We start from the raw sequence: 18,941 nt of genomic DNA, 5'->3' as shown, positions 1-18,941 counted from the left end.
ATGAAGAAAGCGGCGGGTCCGGTCAGCCCGTGAAAAGCACCCGCCAGCGACGGCGATGGCGAGTCATCTCGCGCCATAGTGCGATTATCTCGTCATGTTGCAGGGCATCAACAGCCTGCGGCGTTAACACCGGTAAACCATAGCGCTGGCGCAGGGCGGCTACTGCCGTGGCGATGGCATTCATCGGTGACCGGATTTGCGTCGCCAGCTGCTGTCGCAATACGCTGAACGCCGTCTCATCGCACAGCGTCAGCTCACGCAAAAATTGTTTGCAGCAACCCAACAGGTTCACGGGAGAGCGGTCAGGCGACTGTAACGCCAGCAGCAGGCCATCGCGATCGGCAATACGCTGATAACGACAGCTGACCACGTAGCCAATCTGCTGTTCCACGCGCAGGCGCTGGAAAAATTGCGGTTCGCAGCATAATGCCAGCAGCCGCAGCGCGGCGAGCGACGCGCCCGGCGGCAGGGGAATAAACACCAGCAGCGCCGAATCCGCGCTGGCGTGCGGAATGTGTTCGATCCCGCTGGGACAACCGCTTAATGGCGTCGGCTTAGCGTTAACCGGCGCCCGGAGCAGGCCAAGCTGCCGGGCTAACCCGTGCGCGTGCGCGACGCTGCCGCCAACTAGCGCCGCCAGCCAGCCGTCTCGTGGCGGATCCGATGCCAGACGTTCAGGCAATTGCTGAAGCAGCTCACGGATGGCAATGCCTTCTGGCACTGGCGTAAGAGCCGGGGCGGGGTGGGAGAGGCGATCGATTATCGCCCCGATGATGTGTTCCGCCGTCACCACGGCGTCAGGAAGCCGCAGGGTGAGCTGCCAGCTACCGTCAACCGTTTGCCACTCGCCGCTGCCGTCAATATGGCGCAGTTCAGCAAGGAGAGGGCGTAACTGTTTGCCCATCGCCACCCCCTGCGCCCGTTCCACGCACGAATAAAAAGGCCTGCGCAGGATCAGCGTTGGCGGTTGTGTCTGCGCCGACAAATGCAGCAGCGGAGCGGCTTCTGACGTCGGGGCTGGCGTAACATACCTGGCAGTCTGCGGGTAGAAGGAGAACGCGATGGGGCTATCATCTGCAACCGGCTGGCGACGCCAATGGCTAAGCGGCAGAGCAAACCCCTGGCTGGCGATAATTTCAGCGGTTTCAATTTTTTTGCAGGCCAGATACGAGGTGGGCGCCGCCAGTAAATCGGCACAAAAGGCGGAAAAACTTACGGGCGCCGCACCGGGCGCAAAACCGAACGCCCGCTGGCGCAGCTGCTCCAGCGTCGGCAGGGCGCTGAAACGCTGCTGTGCCAGCCGATAATAATGCCGCTGCTGCTCATCCGTCGTTTGCTGTAGCGCCCGTAGCCAGTGGGTAATATGCGGGTCAACCTCCTCGGGTCGTTCGCTATCAACCGTTAGCGCCAGCCAGCCGTTATCGTTATCCTGATAAAGCCAGTTCAGGGCGACATCTTCTGCCAGCCCGCGCGCCCGCAGCCCGGCAATCAGGCTTCCGGGGGCGTCGTCCAGTAAAAACTCCCGAAATAAGGTGACGTTGTCACTTTTTCGAATTAACGGACAACGCCACAGTGCGGGTCGCTCTGTCACTGCCAGCTGAAAATCTCCCTCAGCGCTAAGACGCAACGGGGGAGCGGTTTCAGGCATGCCACCAGAAGCAAAACCGGACGCAAACGTATGGGCAAGCTCGGCCAGCGCATCCAGCGTTTGCGGCCCTTGCAGCCACAATTGCAGGTGTCCGGCCACATAATAGCGCCGATGAAAGTCGCGCAACGCGGTTTGCAGCGATCCCGTGTCCTGCCCCAGAGAATCCTGGCTACCTACCTGAAAACGGCGAAAAACTGTGGGTTCTTCCATCGCGTGGCGTGCCGCCGCTTCGCGCCTGGCGGAATCATGCTGCTGGATGAGCCGGTTTTCCGCATCAATGACCGCCACTTCGCGCTGTATGTCATCACATGAAAGCAGCGGCGCCTGCAACATATCCCGCAGTCGTGCGATGCCGTCGGACAAGTTATCGGCGGCCACATCGAAGAAAAATGCGCTGTGGCGAGCCAGCGTGGTGGCATTGACGCTACCGCCCTGACGTTGGACCCAGGCCATGAGTCGATCGTCGCCCTGATAGCGCTGGCTACCGCGGAACAGCAGGTGCTCAAGTAAATGCGCAAGACCGGCGAAGCGCGGTGGCTCGTGATGGCTTCCGGCACTCACGCGCGCCAGCGCCGCCGCGCGTGTCGCCTGCGGCTGATGCACCAGCGTTGCGCGTAAACCGCCTGCCAGCTCCACGATGCGGGTGGTCATTATCGCTACAGTTCCCGGGTTTTATAGATAAGCTGCGAACGGGTACGGTTGCGGAACTGAAGCTGGCCGATTTTCATGTCGTTACAGGCTGCTTCGCGTCGCGCGTCCAGAATTTTATGATGATGCGGCGATTTGCTGCACACCGGATCGGCGTTATCAGCATTCCCGGTGAGCATAAAGGCCTGACAGCGGCAGCCGCCGAAGTCCTTCTCCTTTTCATCGCAGGAGCGGCACGGCTCCGGCATCCAGTCAAACCCGCGATAGCGGTTGAAGCCGAAAGAGTCATACCAGATGGATTCCAGACTCTGATCAAGCACCGAGGGGAACTCCACCGGTAGCTGGCGCGCGCTGTGGCAGGGCAGCGCCGTGCCTTCCGGGGTCACGCTGAGGAAAATCGACCCCCAGCCGCCCATACAGCCTTTTGGTCGCTCTTCGTAATAATCAGGGGTGACGAACAGCAGGTTGGTCAGATTGCCGCTGGCGGCCATTTTTTGCCGATAGTCGGCAACCACGCGTTCCGCGCGGGCGATCTGTTCTCGCGTCGGCAAAAGGCCCTGACGATTAAGGAACGCCCAACCGTAGAACTGGCAGGTGGCAAGTTCGACGTCGTCGGCGTCCAGTTCAATGCACAGCTCGATGATTTTATCGATCTGGTCGATGTTGTGCCGGTGCAGGACGAAATTCAGCACCATCGGGTAATCGCGCGCTTTGACCGCTTTGGCCATCGCCAGCTTCTGCTGGAAGGCTTTTTTATTCCCCGCCAGCGCGGCGTTGAGCACTTCATCGCTAGCCTGGAAGCTAATCTGGATATGGTCCAGACCGGCCTCGCTGAACGCGTCGAGCTTGCTTTCCGTCAGGCCAATTCCCGAGGTGATCAGGTTGGTATAAAAACCGAGATCGCGGGCGGCGCGGATCAGCTCCGGCAGATCTTTACGCGTCAACGGTTCGCCGCCGGAAAAACCTATCTGCACGCTGCCCATCGCCCGCGCCTGGCGGAAAACCTCAATCCACTGTTCAGTGGTCAGCTCCTGATCCTGCCGGGCAAAGTCCAGCGGGTTAGAGCAGTAAGGACACTGTAGCGGACAGCGATAGGTCAGCTCCGCCAGCAGCCACAGCGGTGGATTGACGGCGGGTTTATTCTGGCTCACGGAAAATAATCCACTTCTGTTGATAAGCGATTTGCAGGAATTCTACGACGTCGTCATCCACGCCGCCGGCTTCCGGGAACCGTTCGTTGAGTATGGCAATGATGGCCGCCGCGTCGCGTTGGCCATCGACCAGTTCGAGGATTGCGGCCGCGGTCTCATTGAGTTTAGCCATGCCTTCCGGATAAAGGATGACATGGCTGTCCTGAGCGGCTTCCCATTGCAGGCGATAGCCGCGACGAAAGGCGACGATGGAGTTTTTTTGCATGCTTATACCAGTCGGGTTGTGTGCCAGGCCGCTTTGTCGGTGACCGTGTGATAAGGCGGACGCTGTAGCGCGTAGGCCATGGTCATCGCGTCGAGCATCGACCACAGGATATCGAGTTTGAACTGAAGGATCTCCAGCATCCGATTCTGCTTTTCTGCGCTATCGCAGTAACTCTTCGCCAGCTCCAGACCGTGTTCAACGTCGCGGCTGGCCTGGCTGAGGCGGCTACGAAAATAAAAATAGCCTTCCTCTTTGATCCACGGATAGTGCTGCGGCCAGCTGTCGAGACGCGACTGATGAATTTGCGGGGCAAACAGTTCGGTGAGCGAACTGCATGCCGCCTCCTGCCAGTTGGCGCGGCGGGCGAAGTTAACGTAAGCGTCCACGGCAAAACGAACGCCGGGCAGCACGTGGCGTTCGCTGATTAAGTCGTCGCGGCTAAGCCCTACGGCTTCGCCCAGCTGTAGCCAGGCTTCGATCCCGCCGTCATGACCGTTGCTGCCGTCGTGATCGAGGATCCGCTGCACCCATTTGCGACGCGTGTGCGGATCCGGGCAGTTCGCCATAATGGCCGCGTCTTTCAGCGGGATCGTCGTCTGGTAGTAAAACCGGTTCGCCACCCAGCCCTGGATCTGCTCGCGGCTGGCCTCGCCGTTATGCATCGCGATATGGTACGGATGGTGAATATGATAGTAGGCGCCTTTCGCCCGGAGGGCGTGTTCAAACTCTTGCGGCGAGAGCGTTTCACGAATGTGCATAGTTAGTCCTGAAGCGTGATGGTCATCCCGTCCCAGCTCACTTCAATTCCCTGCTGCGTGAGGGCGTGACGCTGCGGCGACTGCTCGTTAAGGATCGGGTTAGTGTTATTAATGTGAATCAGAATCTTGCGCTTTGCCGGCAGCGAGGCCAGCAGCGCCATCATGCCGTGTTCATCGCCGAGCGCCAGATGGCCCATATCGCGGCCGGTATTGCGCCCGACGCCAGCGGCCTGCAGTTCATCGTCCTGCCAGACGGTGCCGTCAATCAGCAGACAGTCCGCTTTTTTAAGCCACGGCAGGATAGTGTCATCGGGTTCACCGAGACCCGGCGCGTAGAACAGCGTCTGACCGTTGCGGCGGTTTTCGATAAACAGCGCCACGTTATGCCCCGGTAGCGGGCGGTCGCGCCACGGCGAATAGGGCGGTGCGTTACTGGCGATGGGGACAGCGGTAAACTGCAAATCAGGGCAGGCTTCCACGCTAAAGGCGGTGAGCGGCGCAATCGGATGATGAACCAGGCCGCCGTTCCAGTGCCGGAGCATGGTAAAAATCGGGAATCCGCTGGAAAGATCTTCATGCACCTCCGGCGTACACCATACCTGATGCGGACACCCCTCGCGCAGGCTGAGCAGCCCGGTGGTGTGGTCAATCTGGCTGTCGGTGAGAATAATGCCGCCAATATGCGTGCCGCGCAGAACCTCTTTCTTATTCAATTCTGGCGTATGGGCAATCTGCTGGCTGATATCGGGCGAGGCGTTACACAGTATCCACTCTTCGCCGTTATCGCTGACGATGATCGACGACTGGGTGCGGGGGGTCGCCTGAAGGGTACCGTTGCGCAAACCCTGACAGTTGGCGCAATTACAGTTCCACTGAGGGAAACCGCCGCCGGCGGCGGAACCGAGGACTTTAATAAACATGAAGATAGGCCAGGTAGTAAAACAAAAATGCCCGCACGGATGGCGGGCTGAGCGATTAGCGGTTGGAAATGTACAGCGTCACTTCCAGGCCAAGACGTAAATCAATAAAAGCAGGTTTCTTCCACATCGTTTTTTCCTCTTTAAAAATGCAGCACCAACACCATTGTTTGTGCCAGTTTTGTGATGGTCATCAAATAATGCGTCACAGTGGGGCAAAGCTCAACCCGAAAGATGTAAGGAATTAACGTAATGTTTACAACGTAACCTATTGTTGCCAAACATTTTGCAATACCTTTTGCCAGTTGCCCCACAGCAGCTTATTCAGCACAAATTGATCATAGCCGCTGTCACGCAACGCGCTGATTAGCCGCGGTAAACCACTCACATCATGCAAATCATCAGGTAACGTGATGCCGTCAAAATCGGAGCCCAGCGCAACATGATCGTCGCCCATGATGTTAATAAGATAGTCGATATGGCGAACGATTGTGCTCAGTGGGGTATCGCTATCGCGTTTACCGTCGGTGCGCAGAAAGGCGTTGCCGAAATTGACCCCTGCCACGCCGCCGCTGTCGCGGATAGCCAGCAGTTGCCGATCGGTCAGATTACGCGGTTGCGGGCACAGCGTATGGGCGTTGGAATGGGTGGCGACCAGCGGTGAAGAGGAATGACGAGCAGTATCCCAGAACGCCTTTTCATTCATATGAGAAACGTCAATCAGCATGTTCAGGGCGTTAGCGTGCTTAATGAGGGCGATACCCTCTGCGGTAAGCCCTGGGCCGCTGTCCGGGCTGCCGGGAAACGCCCCGTTAACGCCGGTGCCAAAACGGTTAGCAATGTTCCAGAAAGGCCCAATGCTGCGCACGCCAGCGGCATAGAAAGCCTGTAGATCGCCACCCTCGCCGTCAAAACCGCCCGCACCCTCAATATGCGCCACCATCGCCAGCACCTTATCCTGACGGCAGCGTTCGATATCTGCCGCGCTCAGGCACAATCGCGCCCGCCCATCGGAGTGTGCGACAAGCTGCTTGAGGATCGTCAACTGCTGCCAGAGAATGTCGATCGGTTGCCACGGCTCGCTGGCGTAGTGCGGCGCCATGCGGGCGATATACTCCTGCGGCGGCACGAACAGCGCGAACAGCCCGCCGGAAAATCCGCCTTGCTGCATGCGCGGATAATCGAGGTGTCCGTTCTCAATGCCGGAGAAGAAGGCCGTTACCGGATCCTGGCGATGGTGAAGCCATAAATTAAGCAACAGGTCATTGTGACCATCAAAAATCGCCATAGCGCATCCCACTGTTTTTTATTGCTGAAAAAGTTGCCTGGCACGATAACCGATTTGTCCGGTCCGGCAAGGAGAAACTTACAACTTAGCAGCAATTGTTAATATCACTTAACCCTGAGGAAATCCGCACATCATGTTGCGTGGCGAGATAAGAGCATTTCCCGTTCCATCTGCGATTGCATCGCGTACGTTCCCTGAGCTACCGGGCTACGCTATACTTCGCCACTTTGAGTTATGCGTGGCAGGTAACGAAATATGCGGGAGAGCATTAATTTTCTTTTCGTGGTGCTGTCTTTCACGGCACTGATTATGCTGATGCGCTTTTTCATCAGGCGTATTCGGCATCCAACGCGCATCGTTGCCGACAGCCGGGGAATGAAAAAAATCTCTACCCATCCTTCCTGGTTTGGCGGATCGTCAGGTAAAACCTACTTTTATGATGAGCAGTATTTATACGAGGTCATAAATAGCGTCACCCGTAAAATTGAGCTGGCGGCTATCGTAAAAATTAAGCCGGGCTCGACAGTGGTAAATAACAGGCGGATCTGGTCTGTGAGCTATCTTGAGGGAACCCGTGAAAAACAGGTGCAATTTTATAATAATCTGACGGTGTTTAATCAAAACTTTGCTGCGTTTTTAGAGGCTGTAAAACGCGTGAATCCTGAAGCCGATATTAAGGCCGTCTCCTTGTTCAATCTGTGACTGGAATACATTACCTTTATCTTTCTGACTGCCCATACGGCAGGTATGGGCAGTAAAGCCGCCGATATTACGTCTTCTTGTTCATCATCGCCTTGAGATCGGCAAAGGGGTTAAACGTGGCGACACCCACGTCTTTTTGCGCATCCTCACCTGCGACAACGGTGGTGCCATACTGATCCGCTTCGGTGTACTTTGAGTGTTCGTGGTCATGGCAAAACAGGCACAACAACTCCCAGTTACTGCCATCTTCCGGATTATTGGTGTGATCGTGGTCGATATGGTGGACCGTGAGTTCACGAAGATTCGAATACACAAACTCCCGCGAGCAGCGTCCACAGACCCACGGGTAAATTTTTAGCGCTTTTTCACGGTAGCCGCTTTCCAGCCGTGCGTAGTTTTTGGGGATCAGAGCCATTGCTGATGTTACCTGTTAAAAAAGAGAATAGTTCACACTATATCCCATTTTGAGATGCCAGGAGAATGCCTCCTCTGCGGGAAGGCAGCGTGCGATTTGCGTATTTCTGTCAGTTTATTTGAAGCATTCCGTTAAATAATCACCATTTATTCTCATCGGTTAATGCGTAGAGTAGGGATAACGCAATGCTTTATCAGGATACTCCACTATGAAAAAGATCGGATTTTTGTCGTTTGGTCACTGGACGCCGTCTTCCCAGTCCGGCACGCAAACCGCAGCTGACACGCTGCTACAGTCCATCGATCTGGCTGTCGCCGCTGAAGAGCTGGGCGCGGACGGGGCTTATTTCCGCGTGCACCACTTTGCCCGCCAGCTCAGTTCGCCATTCCCCTTGCTGGCTGCGATAGGCGCGAAAACCAAACGCATCGAAATCGGTACGGGCGTGATCGACATGCGGTATGAAAATCCGCTGTATATGGCGGAAGATGCTGGCGCGGCAGATCTCATCTCCGGTGGACGATTACAGCTTGGTATCAGCCGGGGCTCCCCGGAGCAGGTGATTGATGGCTGGCGTTATTTTGGTTACGTGCCGCAGGACGGGGAAAACGAATCTGATATGGCGCGCCGTCACACTGAGGTACTGCTTGATGTATTACGCGGTGAAGGGTTTGCGAAGCCTAACCCACAGCCGATGTTCCCAAACCCGCCGGGATTGTTGCGTCTGGAGCCGCATTCAGAGGGCTTACGCGATCGTATCTGGTGGGGGGCTGGCTCCAATGCAACGGCAGTATGGGCGGCAAAACTGGGGATGAACCTGCAAAGCTCAACGCTGAAAGATGATGAAACCGGCGAGCCGTTCCATATTCAGCAGGCAAAACAGATCCGTGCCTACCGACAGGCCTGGGCCGAGGCAGGGCATACCCGTCAGCCACGCGTTTCGGTCAGCCGCAGTATTTTTGCCCTGATGGACGATCGCGACCGGATGTATTTCGGTTCAAGCCGCAATGAGAGCGACAGCGTTGGCTATCTGGATGCGAAAACGCGGGCCATTTTCGGACGCAGCTATGCCGCAGAGCCAGACAAGCTGATTGAACAGTTGAAAAAGGATGAAGCGATCGCGGAAGCGGATACGCTGTTGCTTACCGTGCCGAATCAGCTGGGCGTGGAATACAACGCACATGTGATCGAGTCCATCCTGAAACATGTCGCACCGGAAATGGGATGGCGCGATCGCAATGCGTAATCTGGCCCTCTGGTATCGCCGGTTTGGTGAGCCTGAATCGGTACTGCAAGCGGAAACCACACCATTGTCACCGCGACAGCCGGGAGAGATACGTGTGCGCATGCTTTTTTCTCCGGTGAACGCCTCCGATCTCATCCCCATCACCGGGGCATATCGCCATCGCACGCCGCTGCCCGCAATAGCCGGTTATGAAGGGGTCGGAATAGTGACCGAAACGCCCGCCGCTTACCCGGCGCTGCTGGGCAAGCGGGTCCTGCCGTTACGGGGGCAGGGAACCTGGCAGCGCTATGTCGACTGCCCGGTGGCGTATGCGGTTCCCGTCCCGGACTACGTCGACTCGCTTCTTGCCGCGCGGGCGTATATCAACCCGCTTGCCGCTCAGATGATGCTGGACCGTTATCCTCCGGTCGGGAAAACGGTGCTGCTCACCGCTGCCGGTTCTGACTGCGCCGTTTTGCTCGGGCAATGGGCACGCCAGGCGGGTGCAGGGGCGGTTTACGGGATCCATCGCTCGCCCGTGCACGCTCAACGTCTGGCTGAAATGGGGATCGTCCCGATTGCGCAAGATGATACGGCCGCCGTCAACGCTGCCGCCGCGCAAGCGGAGGTGGTGTACGACGCCACGGGCGGCAGCCTGGCGGAGGCGATCCTGAGCGTGATGCCCGAAACCGGTACCTTTGTCTGCTACGGGCTACTCTCCGGGCAGACCTTCCGGCAGCAGCGGCCGTTGCCGCGCGTGGCGTGGTTTCACATTCGTAACTATCTGGACGCGCTGAGCGCTGAGGCGTGGCAGGCGGAGTTTCGGCGCATCTGGCCTAAACTGCGCGCCAGCCAGTGCAGCGATGTTACCCTCTACCCGCTGTCGGAATGGCAGCGGGCAGTGGGCAACTACCGCGAAGCGGGAAGAACGGGCAAGCCTATGCTGTCGATGGACAATTAATCGGCCTTATGGCTCATGTCGCTCAGCAGTACAGCGATACTTTGTCCACCGGCGGTCTGCTCCAGGCCAATTTTGACAATAATTGTCAGCGGAACGGAAAGCAGCATGCCGACAGGCCCGAGCAGCCAGCCCCAGAAAATCAGGGACAGGAACACAACAAGAGTTGAAAGCCCCAGCCCGCGTCCCATTATCCGTGGTTCGAGAATGTTCCCGAAGACAAGGTTAATCACCAGATAACCTGCCAGCAGAATCAGGGCATCATACAAACCGCTGAAAACCAGCACCTGAAGGATAGGGGGGATCGCCGCCAGCACGGAGCCGATGTTAGGAATATAGTTGAGCGCAAAGGCCAGCAGTCCCCAGACGAAGGCAAAACGCACATCCAGCGCGGCGAGCATCCCCCAGACCACTAATCCCGTCACCAGGCTGATGGCCGTTTTCAGCACCAGATAGCGTGAAACGCTGTCGAGCGCGCGCTGAATAGCACCCATTCCCTCTACCGGACGCACCATGATGTGCTGGAGTTTTGCAGGCAGCTGTGGAACTTCCAGCAGCATAAACACAACCGTCAGGAACAGCAGGAAAATCGAGGTCATGGCGTTGGAGAGCTGTGCCAGCAGGCTGGTGACAATCGTCATGGCGGCATTCGGATCGATGTATTTAAGCAGTTCCTCAACCGAGACTTCGATACCCGCGCGTTGCAGCCAGGGTTCAATTTGCAGCAGCGGGGTCGCCAGGGAAGAGCGGTATGTCGGCAGCGTCCGCGCCAGCTCGTTCAGGGAGGTTCCCAGATAGGCGACTAACAGCACCATCGCAACGATAATAATACTGATAAGCAGGCTTATCGCCAGCACACGCGGGATGCGCAGCCGCACCATTCGCTGCACCAGTGGATTGAGGATCACCGCGATAAAAAGCGCCAGGATAAAAGGCACGATGATATCGGCCGCAAAACGAACGCCGGTCAGAATGATCACCAGCATGCCCAGCATGATGACGATCTTAAGCCCGTTGAGGGTGATAATGGGTTTGGCCATGGACGTTCCTGAACAGTTTTTTATTTATAATAGAGGGGAAAGCGGATTAAAAAAACTAACCAAAATCAAACAGACTGGGTAAAGAAATGAAAAGGCTTTGAGTAAATTCCTGGCTTATGATACAAATCAGGCGTGTTCAACTACTGAGGACAATTTTCATCCGCAAAGACGAGAAGCAACACCGCGGATAATTGTAATTTTATGGACAATTTGTTCAGGACGTATTTTTCAAACAACTCTGCTCTGTTTTCTACCTCCCTCTGCACGCTTTCCGGTGAACAACACTGGCGTTCCGCGCTATAGTCACGTCTTCTGCCTGAGCTGGCGCTATGCGCTTAGCTAACTGATTTAATTCCCACTTATTTGGTTTGCTGTTCGCAGCGAGCCTCGATGGATTATATTCTCAAGCAGGAGAAAAACATGTTTTACTGGATTTTATTAGCTCTGGCTATCGTTGCTGAAATTACCGGCACCTTGTCGATGAAATGGGCGAGCGTGAGTGACGGCAGCACCGGATTTATTTTGATGCTGGTCATGATTACGCTTTCCTATATATTCCTCTCTTTCGCGGTTAAAAAAATCGCGCTGGGCGTGGCATACGCTTTGTGGGAAGGTGTTGGTATTTTATTGATTACGCTGTTCAGCGTCATGATATTTGATGAAACCCTGACGACAATGAAAATTGCCGGGCTGACGACCCTGGTCGCAGGTATCGTGCTGATTAAATCGGGTACGCGCAAACCAGCCAAACAGCAGAAGGAGCAGACCCATGCAGCAGTTTGAATGGATCCACGCGGCCTGGCTGGCTTTCGCCATCGTTCTGGAAATTATTGCGAACGTCTTTCTGAAGTTCTCCGACGGCTTTCGTCGCAAAGCCTACGGCTTGTTATCGATTGCCGCGGTTCTGGGGGCGTTTAGCGCCCTGTCGCAGGCGGTGAAAGGCATCGATCTTTCCGTGGCCTACGCGCTGTGGGGCGGCTTCGGTATTGCCGCCACCCTGGCGGCAGGCTGGATTATGTTCGGGCAGCGTTTAAACCATAAAGGCTGGATAGGGCTGGTATTACTGCTCGCTGGCATGATCATGATTAAACTGGCCTGAGTGACCTACTGCTGCGCCAGGGCTTCCAGCCGGTCGCGAAAACCGGTCACCGCTAACGCTCGGTTATCGGCGCGCCAGCGGTCTTTCGCTGCCGGAGCAGAACTCTGAACGCCAATCAGTTGCCAGCCATTAACGGTTTTTAACATCAGGGGCGATCCGCTATCACCCGGTAGCGTATCGCACTGATGCGAAAGCACGCTGTTTTGCGCCCAGCCCGTCACCACGCAGTCCGTATGGGTGTACAGCGAATCGAGGTGATCAACAGGGTAGCCTGACTGCGTCACTTTTCGATCGGCGGCTTTCAGGGCGGCGGTAAGCGCATCTTTGTCACCATCAAAGAGCGGTAGCGGAGCGATCCCGGACGGCGGATAACGTAAAACGATCAGACCGAAATCCCAGGATGCCGCCCCGGGCGGCACAATCCATCCATCGCCATCCGGTTTCAGGCGTTTCCCGAGCGACGGATCCACCCGCCCCTCAATACCGTGAATTTCGTAGCGCCAAATCCCTTTCTGCGAGACAAAGCGCAGGGCGATCGCTTTATCCGGTTTGCCTTCGGGCGGCATTAACAGGCAATGACCCGCCGTCAGCGCAAGGCGTGGCGTTATGAGAGTTGCGGTACATAGATTGCCGCTGGCGGTTTCCAGTTGCCCGATGGCATCCCAGGGCGCTTCGGTAGGATCGGTGACACGCGTACGATCGTCATGACCAAAAAACAGCGTCTTTACCTCTTTGGCGCTGATGGCGTCATCGTCGCCCTCATCCGCATGTGAAAAGCCTGCAAAAAGGCTAAACGTTCCCAGTAACAACACAACAGATTTACGCATATCACACTCTGGTGGGGGTAATTATGATTATTAAAAGTGAACCCTATGAAAATACTATAGACGCGACGGCGAGAAAGTGGGAGTGAAATCAGCGTGCTACATTCAGTAAAGATAAAAGTGGCTGGCGATGAGCGCGCATAAAATTAGCAGGATAAGAATGAACTCAAACCGATAGCGCCGCAGCATACGCCCTCCGGATAAAAAACCGGCGCTGACCGCAATCCCGTTCAGCGCCGGTTTACCAACGTGCCCCGAAGGGCACGGTTAAGCTTGTACTCTTACGCTGCTGGCTGTGCAGCAGGTTTAGCCGCTTCGTGTTTTGCCGCTTTTTTGTGATGCTTTTTAGCCGCCTGGGCTTTCTGCTCTACCGCAGGTTTTGCCGCTTTTTTGTGATGCTTTTTCGCGGCCTGGGCTTTCTGTTCTGCCGCTGGTTTAGCCGCTTTGTGATGTTTTTTATGGTGAACCGTTTTGGCCGGAGCAGCGGTGGATGCCGCAGGCGCTGCGGTGGCGGTAGTTTCAGCCGCGAATGCAGCGGAAGAAAGACCCATAGCAGCGGCAACAACCAGAGCTAATACTTTTTTCATTTTCATACCCTCGAATTTGGTTTTTCATTTAACCCCACTGCGGGGCCGTTGAAATAACTATATCCCTGTAAATTCGGGGTTTCCGTGAGTGATTGGTATCGGCGTGTAACCATATGTACAACGCCGGGGTGGCCCCCGGCGCGTTTGGTTACAGGTAGCGGGACGTCAGGTGTTCGCGGAAGTAGCGGATATTCAGATCTTCACCCGTGGCCTGGGTGATGAGCTGCGACGTGCTGAAACGGCTGCCGTGCTGCCAGATATTCTGACGCAGCCAGTCAAACAGCGCCGAGAAATCGCCCCCGGCAATGGATGCCTGCAACCCGGGCAGCGCAGTTTTGGCGGCATGAAACAGCTGTGCCGCATACATTGCCCCCAGCGTGTAAGACGGGAAGTAGCCAAAACCGCCGTCGGTCCAGTGGATGTCCTGCATACAGCCGTTGCGGTAGTTATCTTTGGTGGATAATCCAAGCCAGGCCTGCATTTTCTCATCCCATAACGCGGGGATATCATCCACTTCAATTTCGCCATTGATCAGCGCGCGCTCAATCTCATAGCGCAATACCACATGCGCCGGATAGCTCACTTCATCTGCATCAACGCGGATGTAGCCCGGTTTCACGCGCTGATTCCAGGCAATAAAATTATCTTCACTGAATGCCGCCTGGCTGCCGAAACGGGCATGGACCGCCGGAAGCAGATGCTTCAGGAAAGCCTCACTGCGGCCCAGCTGCATTTCAAAAAACAGACTCTGGGATTCATGGATCGCCGTAGAGCGCGCCAGCGCAACGGGCTGGCCGGCCCACGCTCGCGGAAGGTTTTGCTCGTAGCGGGCATGTCCGGTTTCGTGGATCACGCCGAAAAGCGCGCTGAGCAGTTCATCTTCATCGTAACGCGTGGTGATACGCACATCTTCCGGCACGCCGCCGCAGAACGGGTGGGCGCTAACGTCCAGACGACCGCCGTTAAAATCGAAGCCAAGCATTTTCATCGCTTCCAGGCCCAGCTCGCGCTGGGTGGCGGTCGGGAAGGGACCCTGTGGCGGAACGAACGATCGTTGAGCCTGTTTTTCCACAACCTTTGCCAGCAGCTCCGGCAGCCAGGACTTCAGATCGCCGAACAGCACATCCAGGCGAGCGCTGGTCATGTCGGGTTCAAAGATATCCAGCAGCGCGTCGTAAGGCGTGCAGTCTTTAGCCTCAGCGCGCAGGCGGGCTTCTTCACGACTGAGTTTCACCACCTCTTTCAGGTTGGCTGAAAAGCCCTGCCAGTCGTTGGCCGGACGCTGAGTGCGCCACGCGTGTTCACACCTGCTGCCCGCCAGCGATTTGGCCTCCACCAGCGATTCCGGAAGTAAAGTGGCCTGCTGGTAGTGGCGCGTCATTTCACGCAGGTTGGCCTGCTCAACGTCGTTCAGATCTTCTTCTGCCGCCGCCGCCAGCCATTCACCCACTTTTTTATCGGTCAGGATCTGATGTTGCAGGACGCTCATCTCCGCCAGCGCTTCACCGCGCGCGGCGCTGCCGCCGGGCGGCATCATGGTAAACATGTCCCAGCTGGCGATGGAGGAGAGGTGAGAGAAGCGGGAGAGACGCTGGAAGGTGCGGGTGAGTTGTTGATAGTTATTGTTTTTCATGAAGTCCTCGTGTCTGAATCAGCCGATGACAAAAATTAGCATCGGCTCGATTTAAACACGAAGAGGGCTGAATGTTAATGCAGTCGTTTATGCAGGCTCGCGCCCACCAGCAGTGCCGCGCACAGCATCAGCGCGATAAATCCGCCCACGCCGTTCCAGCCGTAGTTATGCCAGAACACCCCGCCGAGAGTCCCGGCAATGCTGGAACCGAGATAGTAACTGAACAGATACAGAGACGAAGCCTGACCTTTAGCGCGGCGCGCGCGTGGGCCAATCCAGCTGCTGGCAACAGAATGCGCGGCAAAGAATCCCGCAGAGAAGAGCAGCATTCCGGCAAAAATCAGCCACAGGGAAGAGACAAGCGTCATCAGCAGTCCGAACAACATCACAGCGGTGGACACCAGCATCACCGGACCACGGCCGAAGCGCGCGGTCATGGCGCCCGCTTTTGGCGAACTCCACGTCCCGGTGAGATACGCCACAGAGAGCAAACCCACCAATGCCTGGCTAAGATGCCACGGCGAGAGCATCAGCCGGTAGCCAATATAGTTAAACAGCGTGACAAATGACCCCATCAGCAGGAATCCCATCAGAAACAGTCGCGGCAAACCTTTGTCGCGCCAGTGCAGACGGAAGTTGATAAACAGTGTTTTCGGACGCAGGGAAGTCGGGCGGAAATGGCGCGATTCCGGCAGGATTTTCCAGAACATCAGCGCCGAAGCGAGGGCGAAGCAGCCGATTACGGCCAGCGCAATGCGCCAGTTAAAGAAATCGGTAAACACACCGCTGAGCAGGCGTCCGCTCATCCCGCCGATAGAGTTCCCGCTAATGTACAGCCCCATGGAGAAGGCCACGAAACTCGGGTGGATCTCCTCGCTGAGATAGGTCATCCCGACCGCCGCCACGCCGCTGAGGGATAACCCAATCAGCGCGCGCATGACCAGAATGCCGTGCCAGCTGGTCATCATGGTGGACAGCAAGGTACACACGGAGGCCAGCATTAACGCCGTTACCATGACCTGCTTACGCCCGATGGCATCTGAAAGTGGCCCGGTGAACAGCAGACCGATCGCCAGCATCCCGGTTGAAATGGAGAGCGAAATACTGCTGCTGGCTGGCGACACGCCAAATTCATGCGACAGGACCGGCAGGATCGGCTGAACGCAGTAGAGCAGGGCGAAAGTGGCGAGACCCGCTGAAAAGAGCGCCAGCGTGACGCGCATAAACTGGGGGGTACCACGTTTTATAAACTGAACCGGCTGCGGTACTGCGGGTAAATCATCAATGTCGCTGGCCGGCGCGATATCAACGGTCGTTGTACGGCTCACACATAATCCTTGCTTAAACTTCCCCGTGGTTTCTGGTGACGGGTATGACCACAAGATTAGGGTAGGAAAATGTAAATAATCTGTCTAATATATTAATAATCTCAAATGATACTTTAAAAATATGAATATCGAGCTGCGCCATCTGCGCTATTTTGTCGCCGTCGCCGAAGAGCTCCATTTTGGTCGTGCTGCGGCAAGGCTGAATATCTCCCAGCCACCGCTAAGCCAACAGATCCAGATCCTTGAGCAGCAGGTTGGGGCGCGTTTGCTGGCGCGAACCAACCGCAGCGTGAGCCTGACGGCGGCGGGAAAACAGTTTCTCGCCGATAGCCGACAGATCCTGAGTATGGTGGTGGACGCCGCCGCCAGAGCGGAACGGCTTCATCTCGGGGAGACGGGAGAGCTGCGCATCGGGTTTACCTCGTCGGCCCCCTTCATCAGCGCTGTTTCACAAACGCTATCCTCGTTTCGCAGTAACTTTCCGGATGTGCATATTCAGACGCGCGAAATAAATACCCGGGAGCAAATATCGCCGCTTAATGAAGGATCGCTCGACCTGGGGCTAATGCGTAACACGCAGTTGCCTGATACCCTGGCGTGGCAGGTGATCCTCCGCGAACCGCTGATGGCGATGATCCCCCGGGATCACCCGCTCGCCGCGCAGCATAGCGTCACGCTGGCTGAACTGGCGAAAGAACCCTTTGTCTTTTTTGACCCACAGGTGGGTACCGGATTGTATGACGATATTCTTGGTCTGATGCGGCGATATGGCCTTGTCCCGACTATCGCGCAGGAAGTGGGGGAAGCCATGACGATCATTGGTCTCGTTGCCGCAGGGCTTGGCGTGTCGATTCTTCCGGCCTCGTTTAAACGGGTACAACTGCCGGAAATGCGCTGGGTGAAGATAGCCGAGCAGGATGCGGTCTCGGAGATGTGGCTGGTGTGGTCTAAACATCATGAACAGAGCCATGCGGCACAGCGTTTCAAAGAACAATTAATTACCGCTTCTCACGGGCGTTATTTATAGGGAAAAGCGGGCGAAAATGTGCAGTAAATCACATGGCTAAGTAAAAATTTGACGTCAGCCATTGAAGTGCTTCACCATAGCCCTCAGTTTATTTCGAAGCTCGAAAATAAGGGAGTACGAGGTGGTTGCTGATAGTCAGCCAGGGCATATCGATCAGATCAAGCAGACCAACGCGGGCGCCGTTTATCGCCTGATTGATCAGCTGGGTCCGGTTTCGCGTATCGATCTTTCGCGCCTGGCACAACTGGCACCCGCCAGTATTACCAAGATTGTCCGCGAAATGCTGGAAGCCCATCTGGTTCAGGAGACAGAAATTCAGGAGCCGGGCAGCCGTGGCCGTCCGGCGGTAGGGCTGGTGGTGGAAACGGAAGCCTGGCACTACCTGTCGCTGCGAATTAGCCGCGGGGAAATCTTCCTCGCGCTGCGCGACCTCAGCAGCAAGCTGGTGGTGGAAGACCGGCTGGAACTCCCGCTCGATGCAGAGCAACCACTCCTCGATGCCATTCTGACCCACATCGACCAGTTCTTTATTCGTCACCAGCAGCGCCTTGAACGTTTAACGGCGATTGCGATCACCCTGCCGGGAATTATTGATACCGAAAATGGCATTGTGCACCGCATGCCGTTTTATGAAAACGTCAAAGAGATGCCGCTGGGCGACGTGCTGGAAAACCACACCGGTGTGCCGGTCTACATTCAGCATGATATCAGCGCCTGGACGATGGCGGAGGCGTTGTTTGGCGCTTCCCGGGGCGCGCGCGACGTGATTCAGGTGGTGATTGATCACAACGTTGGCGCAGGTGTGATCACCGACGGGCGTCTGTTGCATGCTGGCAGCAGTAGCCTGGTGGAGATTGGCCATACGCAGGTCGATCCGTACGGAAAACGCTGCTACTGCGGTAATCATGGTTGTCTGGAGACGATTGCCAGCGTCGAAAGCGTGCTGGAGCTGGCGCAGGTGCGGCTCAGCCAGTCAATGAGCTCCACGCTGCACGGTCAACCGTTGAGCGTCGAGGCATTGTGCACTGCGGCAAGGCAGGGCGATCTGCTGGCGAAGGACATCATTACCGGCGTGGGCAATAATGTCGGACGCATTCTGGCCATTATGGTGAACCTGTTTAACCCGCAAAAAATACTGATCGGCTCCCCGCTCAGCCAGGCGGCGGATATCCTCTTCCCGGCGATTTCCGCCTGCATCAACCAGCAGGCGCTTCCCGCGTACAGTAAAAACATCGTGGTGGAAAGTACGCAATTTTCCAACCAGGGTACGATGGCTGGCGCCGCGCTGGTAAAAGATGCGATGTACAACGGCTCGTTACTGATTCGTTTGCTTCAGGGCTAACTCTTTTCCATAGATGTACGAAAAATTGCGCTATCTCAAGCCGGGTAGCGCACGCTTCCCGTAGACTTTCCCCACTGAATTATTTACCT

Annotated in this window: 21 protein-coding genes and 1 pseudogene; 8 read left to right on the top strand and 14 right to left on the bottom strand. The window is 56.3% G+C overall.

Annotated features, from left to right (window positions below; all coding sequences use genetic code 11):
* Positions 1–22: 22 nt before the first annotated feature.
* The 7 genes from pqqF to ACOTX2_RS03430 form a co-directional block, all read right to left on the bottom strand.
* Entirely contained in the window at positions 23–2,299 is a 2,277-nt protein-coding gene (pqqF, locus tag ACOTX2_RS03460) for a pyrroloquinoline quinone biosynthesis protein PqqF (protein ID WP_063148143.1), read from the bottom strand.
* Positions 2,300–2,304: 5 nt separating this feature from the next.
* On the bottom strand, positions 2,305–3,447 hold the full coding sequence (gene pqqE, locus ACOTX2_RS03455) for a pyrroloquinoline quinone biosynthesis protein PqqE (protein ID WP_063145983.1): 1,143 nt from the start codon (positions 3,445–3,447) through the stop codon (positions 2,305–2,307).
* Positions 3,434–3,712 carry a pyrroloquinoline quinone biosynthesis peptide chaperone PqqD gene (gene pqqD / locus ACOTX2_RS03450; protein ID WP_003857508.1) on the bottom strand — a complete coding sequence of 93 codons (279 nt, stop codon included), beginning with the start codon at positions 3,710–3,712 and terminating at the stop codon, positions 3,434–3,436. Before pqqD ends, pqqE begins: the two co-directional genes overlap by 14 nt.
* A 2-nt stretch (positions 3,713–3,714) precedes the next feature.
* The gene (gene pqqC, locus ACOTX2_RS03445) at positions 3,715–4,470 is read right to left on the bottom strand and encodes a pyrroloquinoline-quinone synthase PqqC (RefSeq protein ID WP_023306095.1); all 756 of its coding nucleotides are present in this window, start codon (positions 4,468–4,470) and stop codon (positions 3,715–3,717) included.
* 2 nt (positions 4,471–4,472) lie between these two features.
* Positions 4,473–5,390 (bottom strand): pyrroloquinoline quinone biosynthesis protein PqqB, encoded by a 918-nt coding sequence (gene pqqB / locus ACOTX2_RS03440; RefSeq protein ID WP_063148142.1) that lies wholly within the window; start codon positions 5,388–5,390, stop codon positions 4,473–4,475.
* A gap of 55 nt (positions 5,391–5,445) precedes the next feature.
* Positions 5,446–5,517: a pyrroloquinoline quinone precursor peptide PqqA gene (gene pqqA, locus ACOTX2_RS03435; RefSeq protein WP_002905689.1), complete on the bottom strand. Its 72-nt coding sequence runs from the start codon at positions 5,515–5,517 to the stop codon at positions 5,446–5,448.
* A gap of 138 nt (positions 5,518–5,655) precedes the next feature.
* Positions 5,656–6,675 carry a dipeptidase gene (locus ACOTX2_RS03430; protein ID WP_063148141.1) on the bottom strand — a complete coding sequence of 340 codons (1,020 nt, stop codon included), beginning with the start codon at positions 6,673–6,675 and terminating at the stop codon, positions 5,656–5,658.
* A 255-nt stretch (positions 6,676–6,930) separates the two neighbouring features.
* On the opposite strand from ACOTX2_RS03430, the gene ACOTX2_RS03425 reads away from it, so the two are divergent.
* The gene (locus ACOTX2_RS03425) at positions 6,931–7,377 is read left to right on the top strand and encodes a hypothetical protein (RefSeq protein ID WP_063148140.1); all 447 of its coding nucleotides are present in this window, start codon (positions 6,931–6,933) and stop codon (positions 7,375–7,377) included.
* A gap of 67 nt (positions 7,378–7,444) precedes the next feature.
* Here ACOTX2_RS03425 and yajD read toward each other — a convergent pair whose 3' ends face one another.
* A complete protein-coding gene (yajD, locus tag ACOTX2_RS03420) occupies positions 7,445–7,792 on the bottom strand; it encodes an HNH nuclease YajD (RefSeq protein WP_038415976.1) in 348 nt (115 codons plus the stop codon).
* 208 nt (positions 7,793–8,000) lie between these two features.
* Here yajD and ACOTX2_RS03415 point away from each other — a divergent pair, with 208 nt between their 5' ends.
* On the top strand, positions 8,001–9,035 hold the full coding sequence (locus tag ACOTX2_RS03415; protein WP_058678024.1) for an LLM class flavin-dependent oxidoreductase: 1,035 nt from the start codon (positions 8,001–8,003) through the stop codon (positions 9,033–9,035).
* Entirely contained in the window at positions 9,028–9,975 is a 948-nt protein-coding gene (locus tag ACOTX2_RS03410) for a zinc-dependent alcohol dehydrogenase family protein (protein WP_063148139.1), read from the top strand. The genes ACOTX2_RS03415 and ACOTX2_RS03410 overlap by 8 nt, the downstream gene beginning before the upstream one ends.
* On the opposite strand, the gene ACOTX2_RS03405 is transcribed toward ACOTX2_RS03410, so the two are convergent.
* A complete protein-coding gene (locus tag ACOTX2_RS03405) occupies positions 9,972–11,012 on the bottom strand; it encodes an AI-2E family transporter (protein ID WP_003857467.1) in 1,041 nt (346 codons plus the stop codon). The genes ACOTX2_RS03410 and ACOTX2_RS03405 overlap by 4 nt on opposite strands.
* Before the next feature lie 132 nt (positions 11,013–11,144).
* On the opposite strand from ACOTX2_RS03405, the pseudogene ACOTX2_RS03400 reads away from it, so the two are divergent.
* The 3 genes and pseudogenes from ACOTX2_RS03400 to mdtI all read left to right on the top strand — a co-directional run bounded on the left by ACOTX2_RS03400 (position 11,145) and on the right by mdtI (position 12,111).
* Positions 11,145–11,315 (top strand): annotated as a pseudogene (locus tag ACOTX2_RS03400) (hypothetical protein).
* A 117-nt stretch (positions 11,316–11,432) separates the two neighbouring features.
* Complete coding sequence (gene mdtJ / locus ACOTX2_RS03395) at positions 11,433–11,795, top strand: multidrug/spermidine efflux SMR transporter subunit MdtJ (RefSeq protein WP_032624865.1); 363 nt, start codon at positions 11,433–11,435, stop codon at positions 11,793–11,795.
* The gene (gene mdtI, locus ACOTX2_RS03390) at positions 11,782–12,111 is read left to right on the top strand and encodes a multidrug/spermidine efflux SMR transporter subunit MdtI (protein ID WP_022647960.1); all 330 of its coding nucleotides are present in this window, start codon (positions 11,782–11,784) and stop codon (positions 12,109–12,111) included. The genes mdtJ and mdtI overlap by 14 nt, the downstream gene beginning before the upstream one ends.
* A 5-nt stretch (positions 12,112–12,116) precedes the next feature.
* Here the strand turns inward: mdtI and ACOTX2_RS03385 are convergent, their stop codons facing one another.
* The 5 genes from ACOTX2_RS03385 to ACOTX2_RS03365 all read right to left on the bottom strand — a co-directional run bounded on the left by ACOTX2_RS03385 (position 12,117) and on the right by ACOTX2_RS03365 (position 16,483).
* On the bottom strand, positions 12,117–12,938 hold the full coding sequence (locus ACOTX2_RS03385) for a trypsin-like serine peptidase (protein ID WP_023299991.1): 822 nt from the start codon (positions 12,936–12,938) through the stop codon (positions 12,117–12,119).
* A 102-nt stretch (positions 12,939–13,040) separates the two neighbouring features.
* Positions 13,041–13,124, bottom strand: coding sequence for a hypothetical protein (locus tag ACOTX2_RS03380; protein ID WP_100148715.1), 84 nt, complete (start codon positions 13,122–13,124; stop codon positions 13,041–13,043).
* Positions 13,125–13,216: 92 nt separating this feature from the next.
* Entirely contained in the window at positions 13,217–13,522 is a 306-nt protein-coding gene (asr, locus tag ACOTX2_RS03375; RefSeq protein WP_003857459.1) for an acid resistance repetitive basic protein Asr, read from the bottom strand.
* Positions 13,523–13,670: 148 nt separating this feature from the next.
* Positions 13,671–15,155 (bottom strand): carboxypeptidase M32, encoded by a 1,485-nt coding sequence (locus ACOTX2_RS03370; protein WP_063148138.1) that lies wholly within the window; start codon positions 15,153–15,155, stop codon positions 13,671–13,673.
* 74 nt (positions 15,156–15,229) lie between these two features.
* Entirely contained in the window at positions 15,230–16,483 is a 1,254-nt protein-coding gene (locus ACOTX2_RS03365) for an MFS transporter (RefSeq protein ID WP_022647964.1), read from the bottom strand.
* Positions 16,484–16,604: 121 nt separating this feature from the next.
* Between ACOTX2_RS03365 and ACOTX2_RS03360 the strand changes: the two genes are divergently transcribed.
* Both ACOTX2_RS03360 and mlc read left to right on the top strand, forming a co-directional pair.
* Positions 16,605–17,510, top strand: coding sequence for a LysR family transcriptional regulator (locus ACOTX2_RS03360; protein ID WP_063148137.1), 906 nt, complete (start codon positions 16,605–16,607; stop codon positions 17,508–17,510).
* 121 nt (positions 17,511–17,631) lie between these two features.
* Positions 17,632–18,852 (top strand): sugar metabolism global transcriptional regulator Mlc, encoded by a 1,221-nt coding sequence (gene mlc, locus ACOTX2_RS03355; RefSeq protein ID WP_022647966.1) that lies wholly within the window; start codon positions 17,632–17,634, stop codon positions 18,850–18,852.
* Positions 18,853–18,941 lie beyond the last annotated feature (89 nt).

This window comes from Enterobacter cloacae complex sp. IR5412, from assembly GCF_049237385.1.
Classification (GTDB): Bacteria; Pseudomonadota; Gammaproteobacteria; order Enterobacterales; family Enterobacteriaceae; genus Enterobacter; species Enterobacter intestinihominis.
Note: the sequence above shows the minus strand (reverse complement) of the source record. Positions and strands in the feature narration are given on the sequence as shown.

Bases quoted from the DNA above. Each gene is read 5' to 3' on its own strand.
- pqqC (WP_023306095.1), bottom strand. From the start codon at position 4,470: ATGCACATTCGTGAAACGCTCTCGCCGCAAGAGTTTGAACACGCCCTC.
- ACOTX2_RS03380 (WP_100148715.1), bottom strand. From the start codon at position 13,124: ATGCTGCGGCGCTATCGGTTTGAGTTCATTCTTATCCTGCTAATTTTA.
- mdtI (WP_022647960.1), top strand. From the start codon at position 11,782: ATGCAGCAGTTTGAATGGATCCACGCGGCCTGGCTGGCTTTCGCCATC.
- ACOTX2_RS03405 (WP_003857467.1), bottom strand. From the start codon at position 11,012: ATGGCCAAACCCATTATCACCCTCAACGGGCTTAAGATCGTCATCATG.
- yajD (WP_038415976.1), bottom strand. From the start codon at position 7,792: ATGGCTCTGATCCCCAAAAACTACGCACGGCTGGAAAGCGGCTACCGT.
- ACOTX2_RS03430 (WP_063148141.1), bottom strand. From the start codon at position 6,675: ATGGCGATTTTTGATGGTCACAATGACCTGTTGCTTAATTTATGGCTT.
- ACOTX2_RS03425 (WP_063148140.1), top strand. From the start codon at position 6,931: ATGCGGGAGAGCATTAATTTTCTTTTCGTGGTGCTGTCTTTCACGGCA.
- ACOTX2_RS03415 (WP_058678024.1), top strand. From the start codon at position 8,001: ATGAAAAAGATCGGATTTTTGTCGTTTGGTCACTGGACGCCGTCTTCC.
- pqqB (WP_063148142.1), bottom strand. From the start codon at position 5,390: ATGTTTATTAAAGTCCTCGGTTCCGCCGCCGGCGGCGGTTTCCCTCAG.
- ACOTX2_RS03360 (WP_063148137.1), top strand. From the start codon at position 16,605: ATGAATATCGAGCTGCGCCATCTGCGCTATTTTGTCGCCGTCGCCGAA.
- ACOTX2_RS03385 (WP_023299991.1), bottom strand. From the start codon at position 12,938: ATGCGTAAATCTGTTGTGTTGTTACTGGGAACGTTTAGCCTTTTTGCA.
- asr (WP_003857459.1), bottom strand. From the start codon at position 13,522: ATGAAAAAAGTATTAGCTCTGGTTGTTGCCGCTGCTATGGGTCTTTCT.
- mdtJ (WP_032624865.1), top strand. From the start codon at position 11,433: ATGTTTTACTGGATTTTATTAGCTCTGGCTATCGTTGCTGAAATTACC.
- pqqF (WP_063148143.1), bottom strand. From the start codon at position 2,299: ATGACCACCCGCATCGTGGAGCTGGCAGGCGGTTTACGCGCAACGCTG.
- ACOTX2_RS03370 (WP_063148138.1), bottom strand. From the start codon at position 15,155: ATGAAAAACAATAACTATCAACAACTCACCCGCACCTTCCAGCGTCTC.
- pqqD (WP_003857508.1), bottom strand. From the start codon at position 3,712: ATGCAAAAAAACTCCATCGTCGCCTTTCGTCGCGGCTATCGCCTGCAA.
- ACOTX2_RS03410 (WP_063148139.1), top strand. From the start codon at position 9,028: ATGCGTAATCTGGCCCTCTGGTATCGCCGGTTTGGTGAGCCTGAATCG.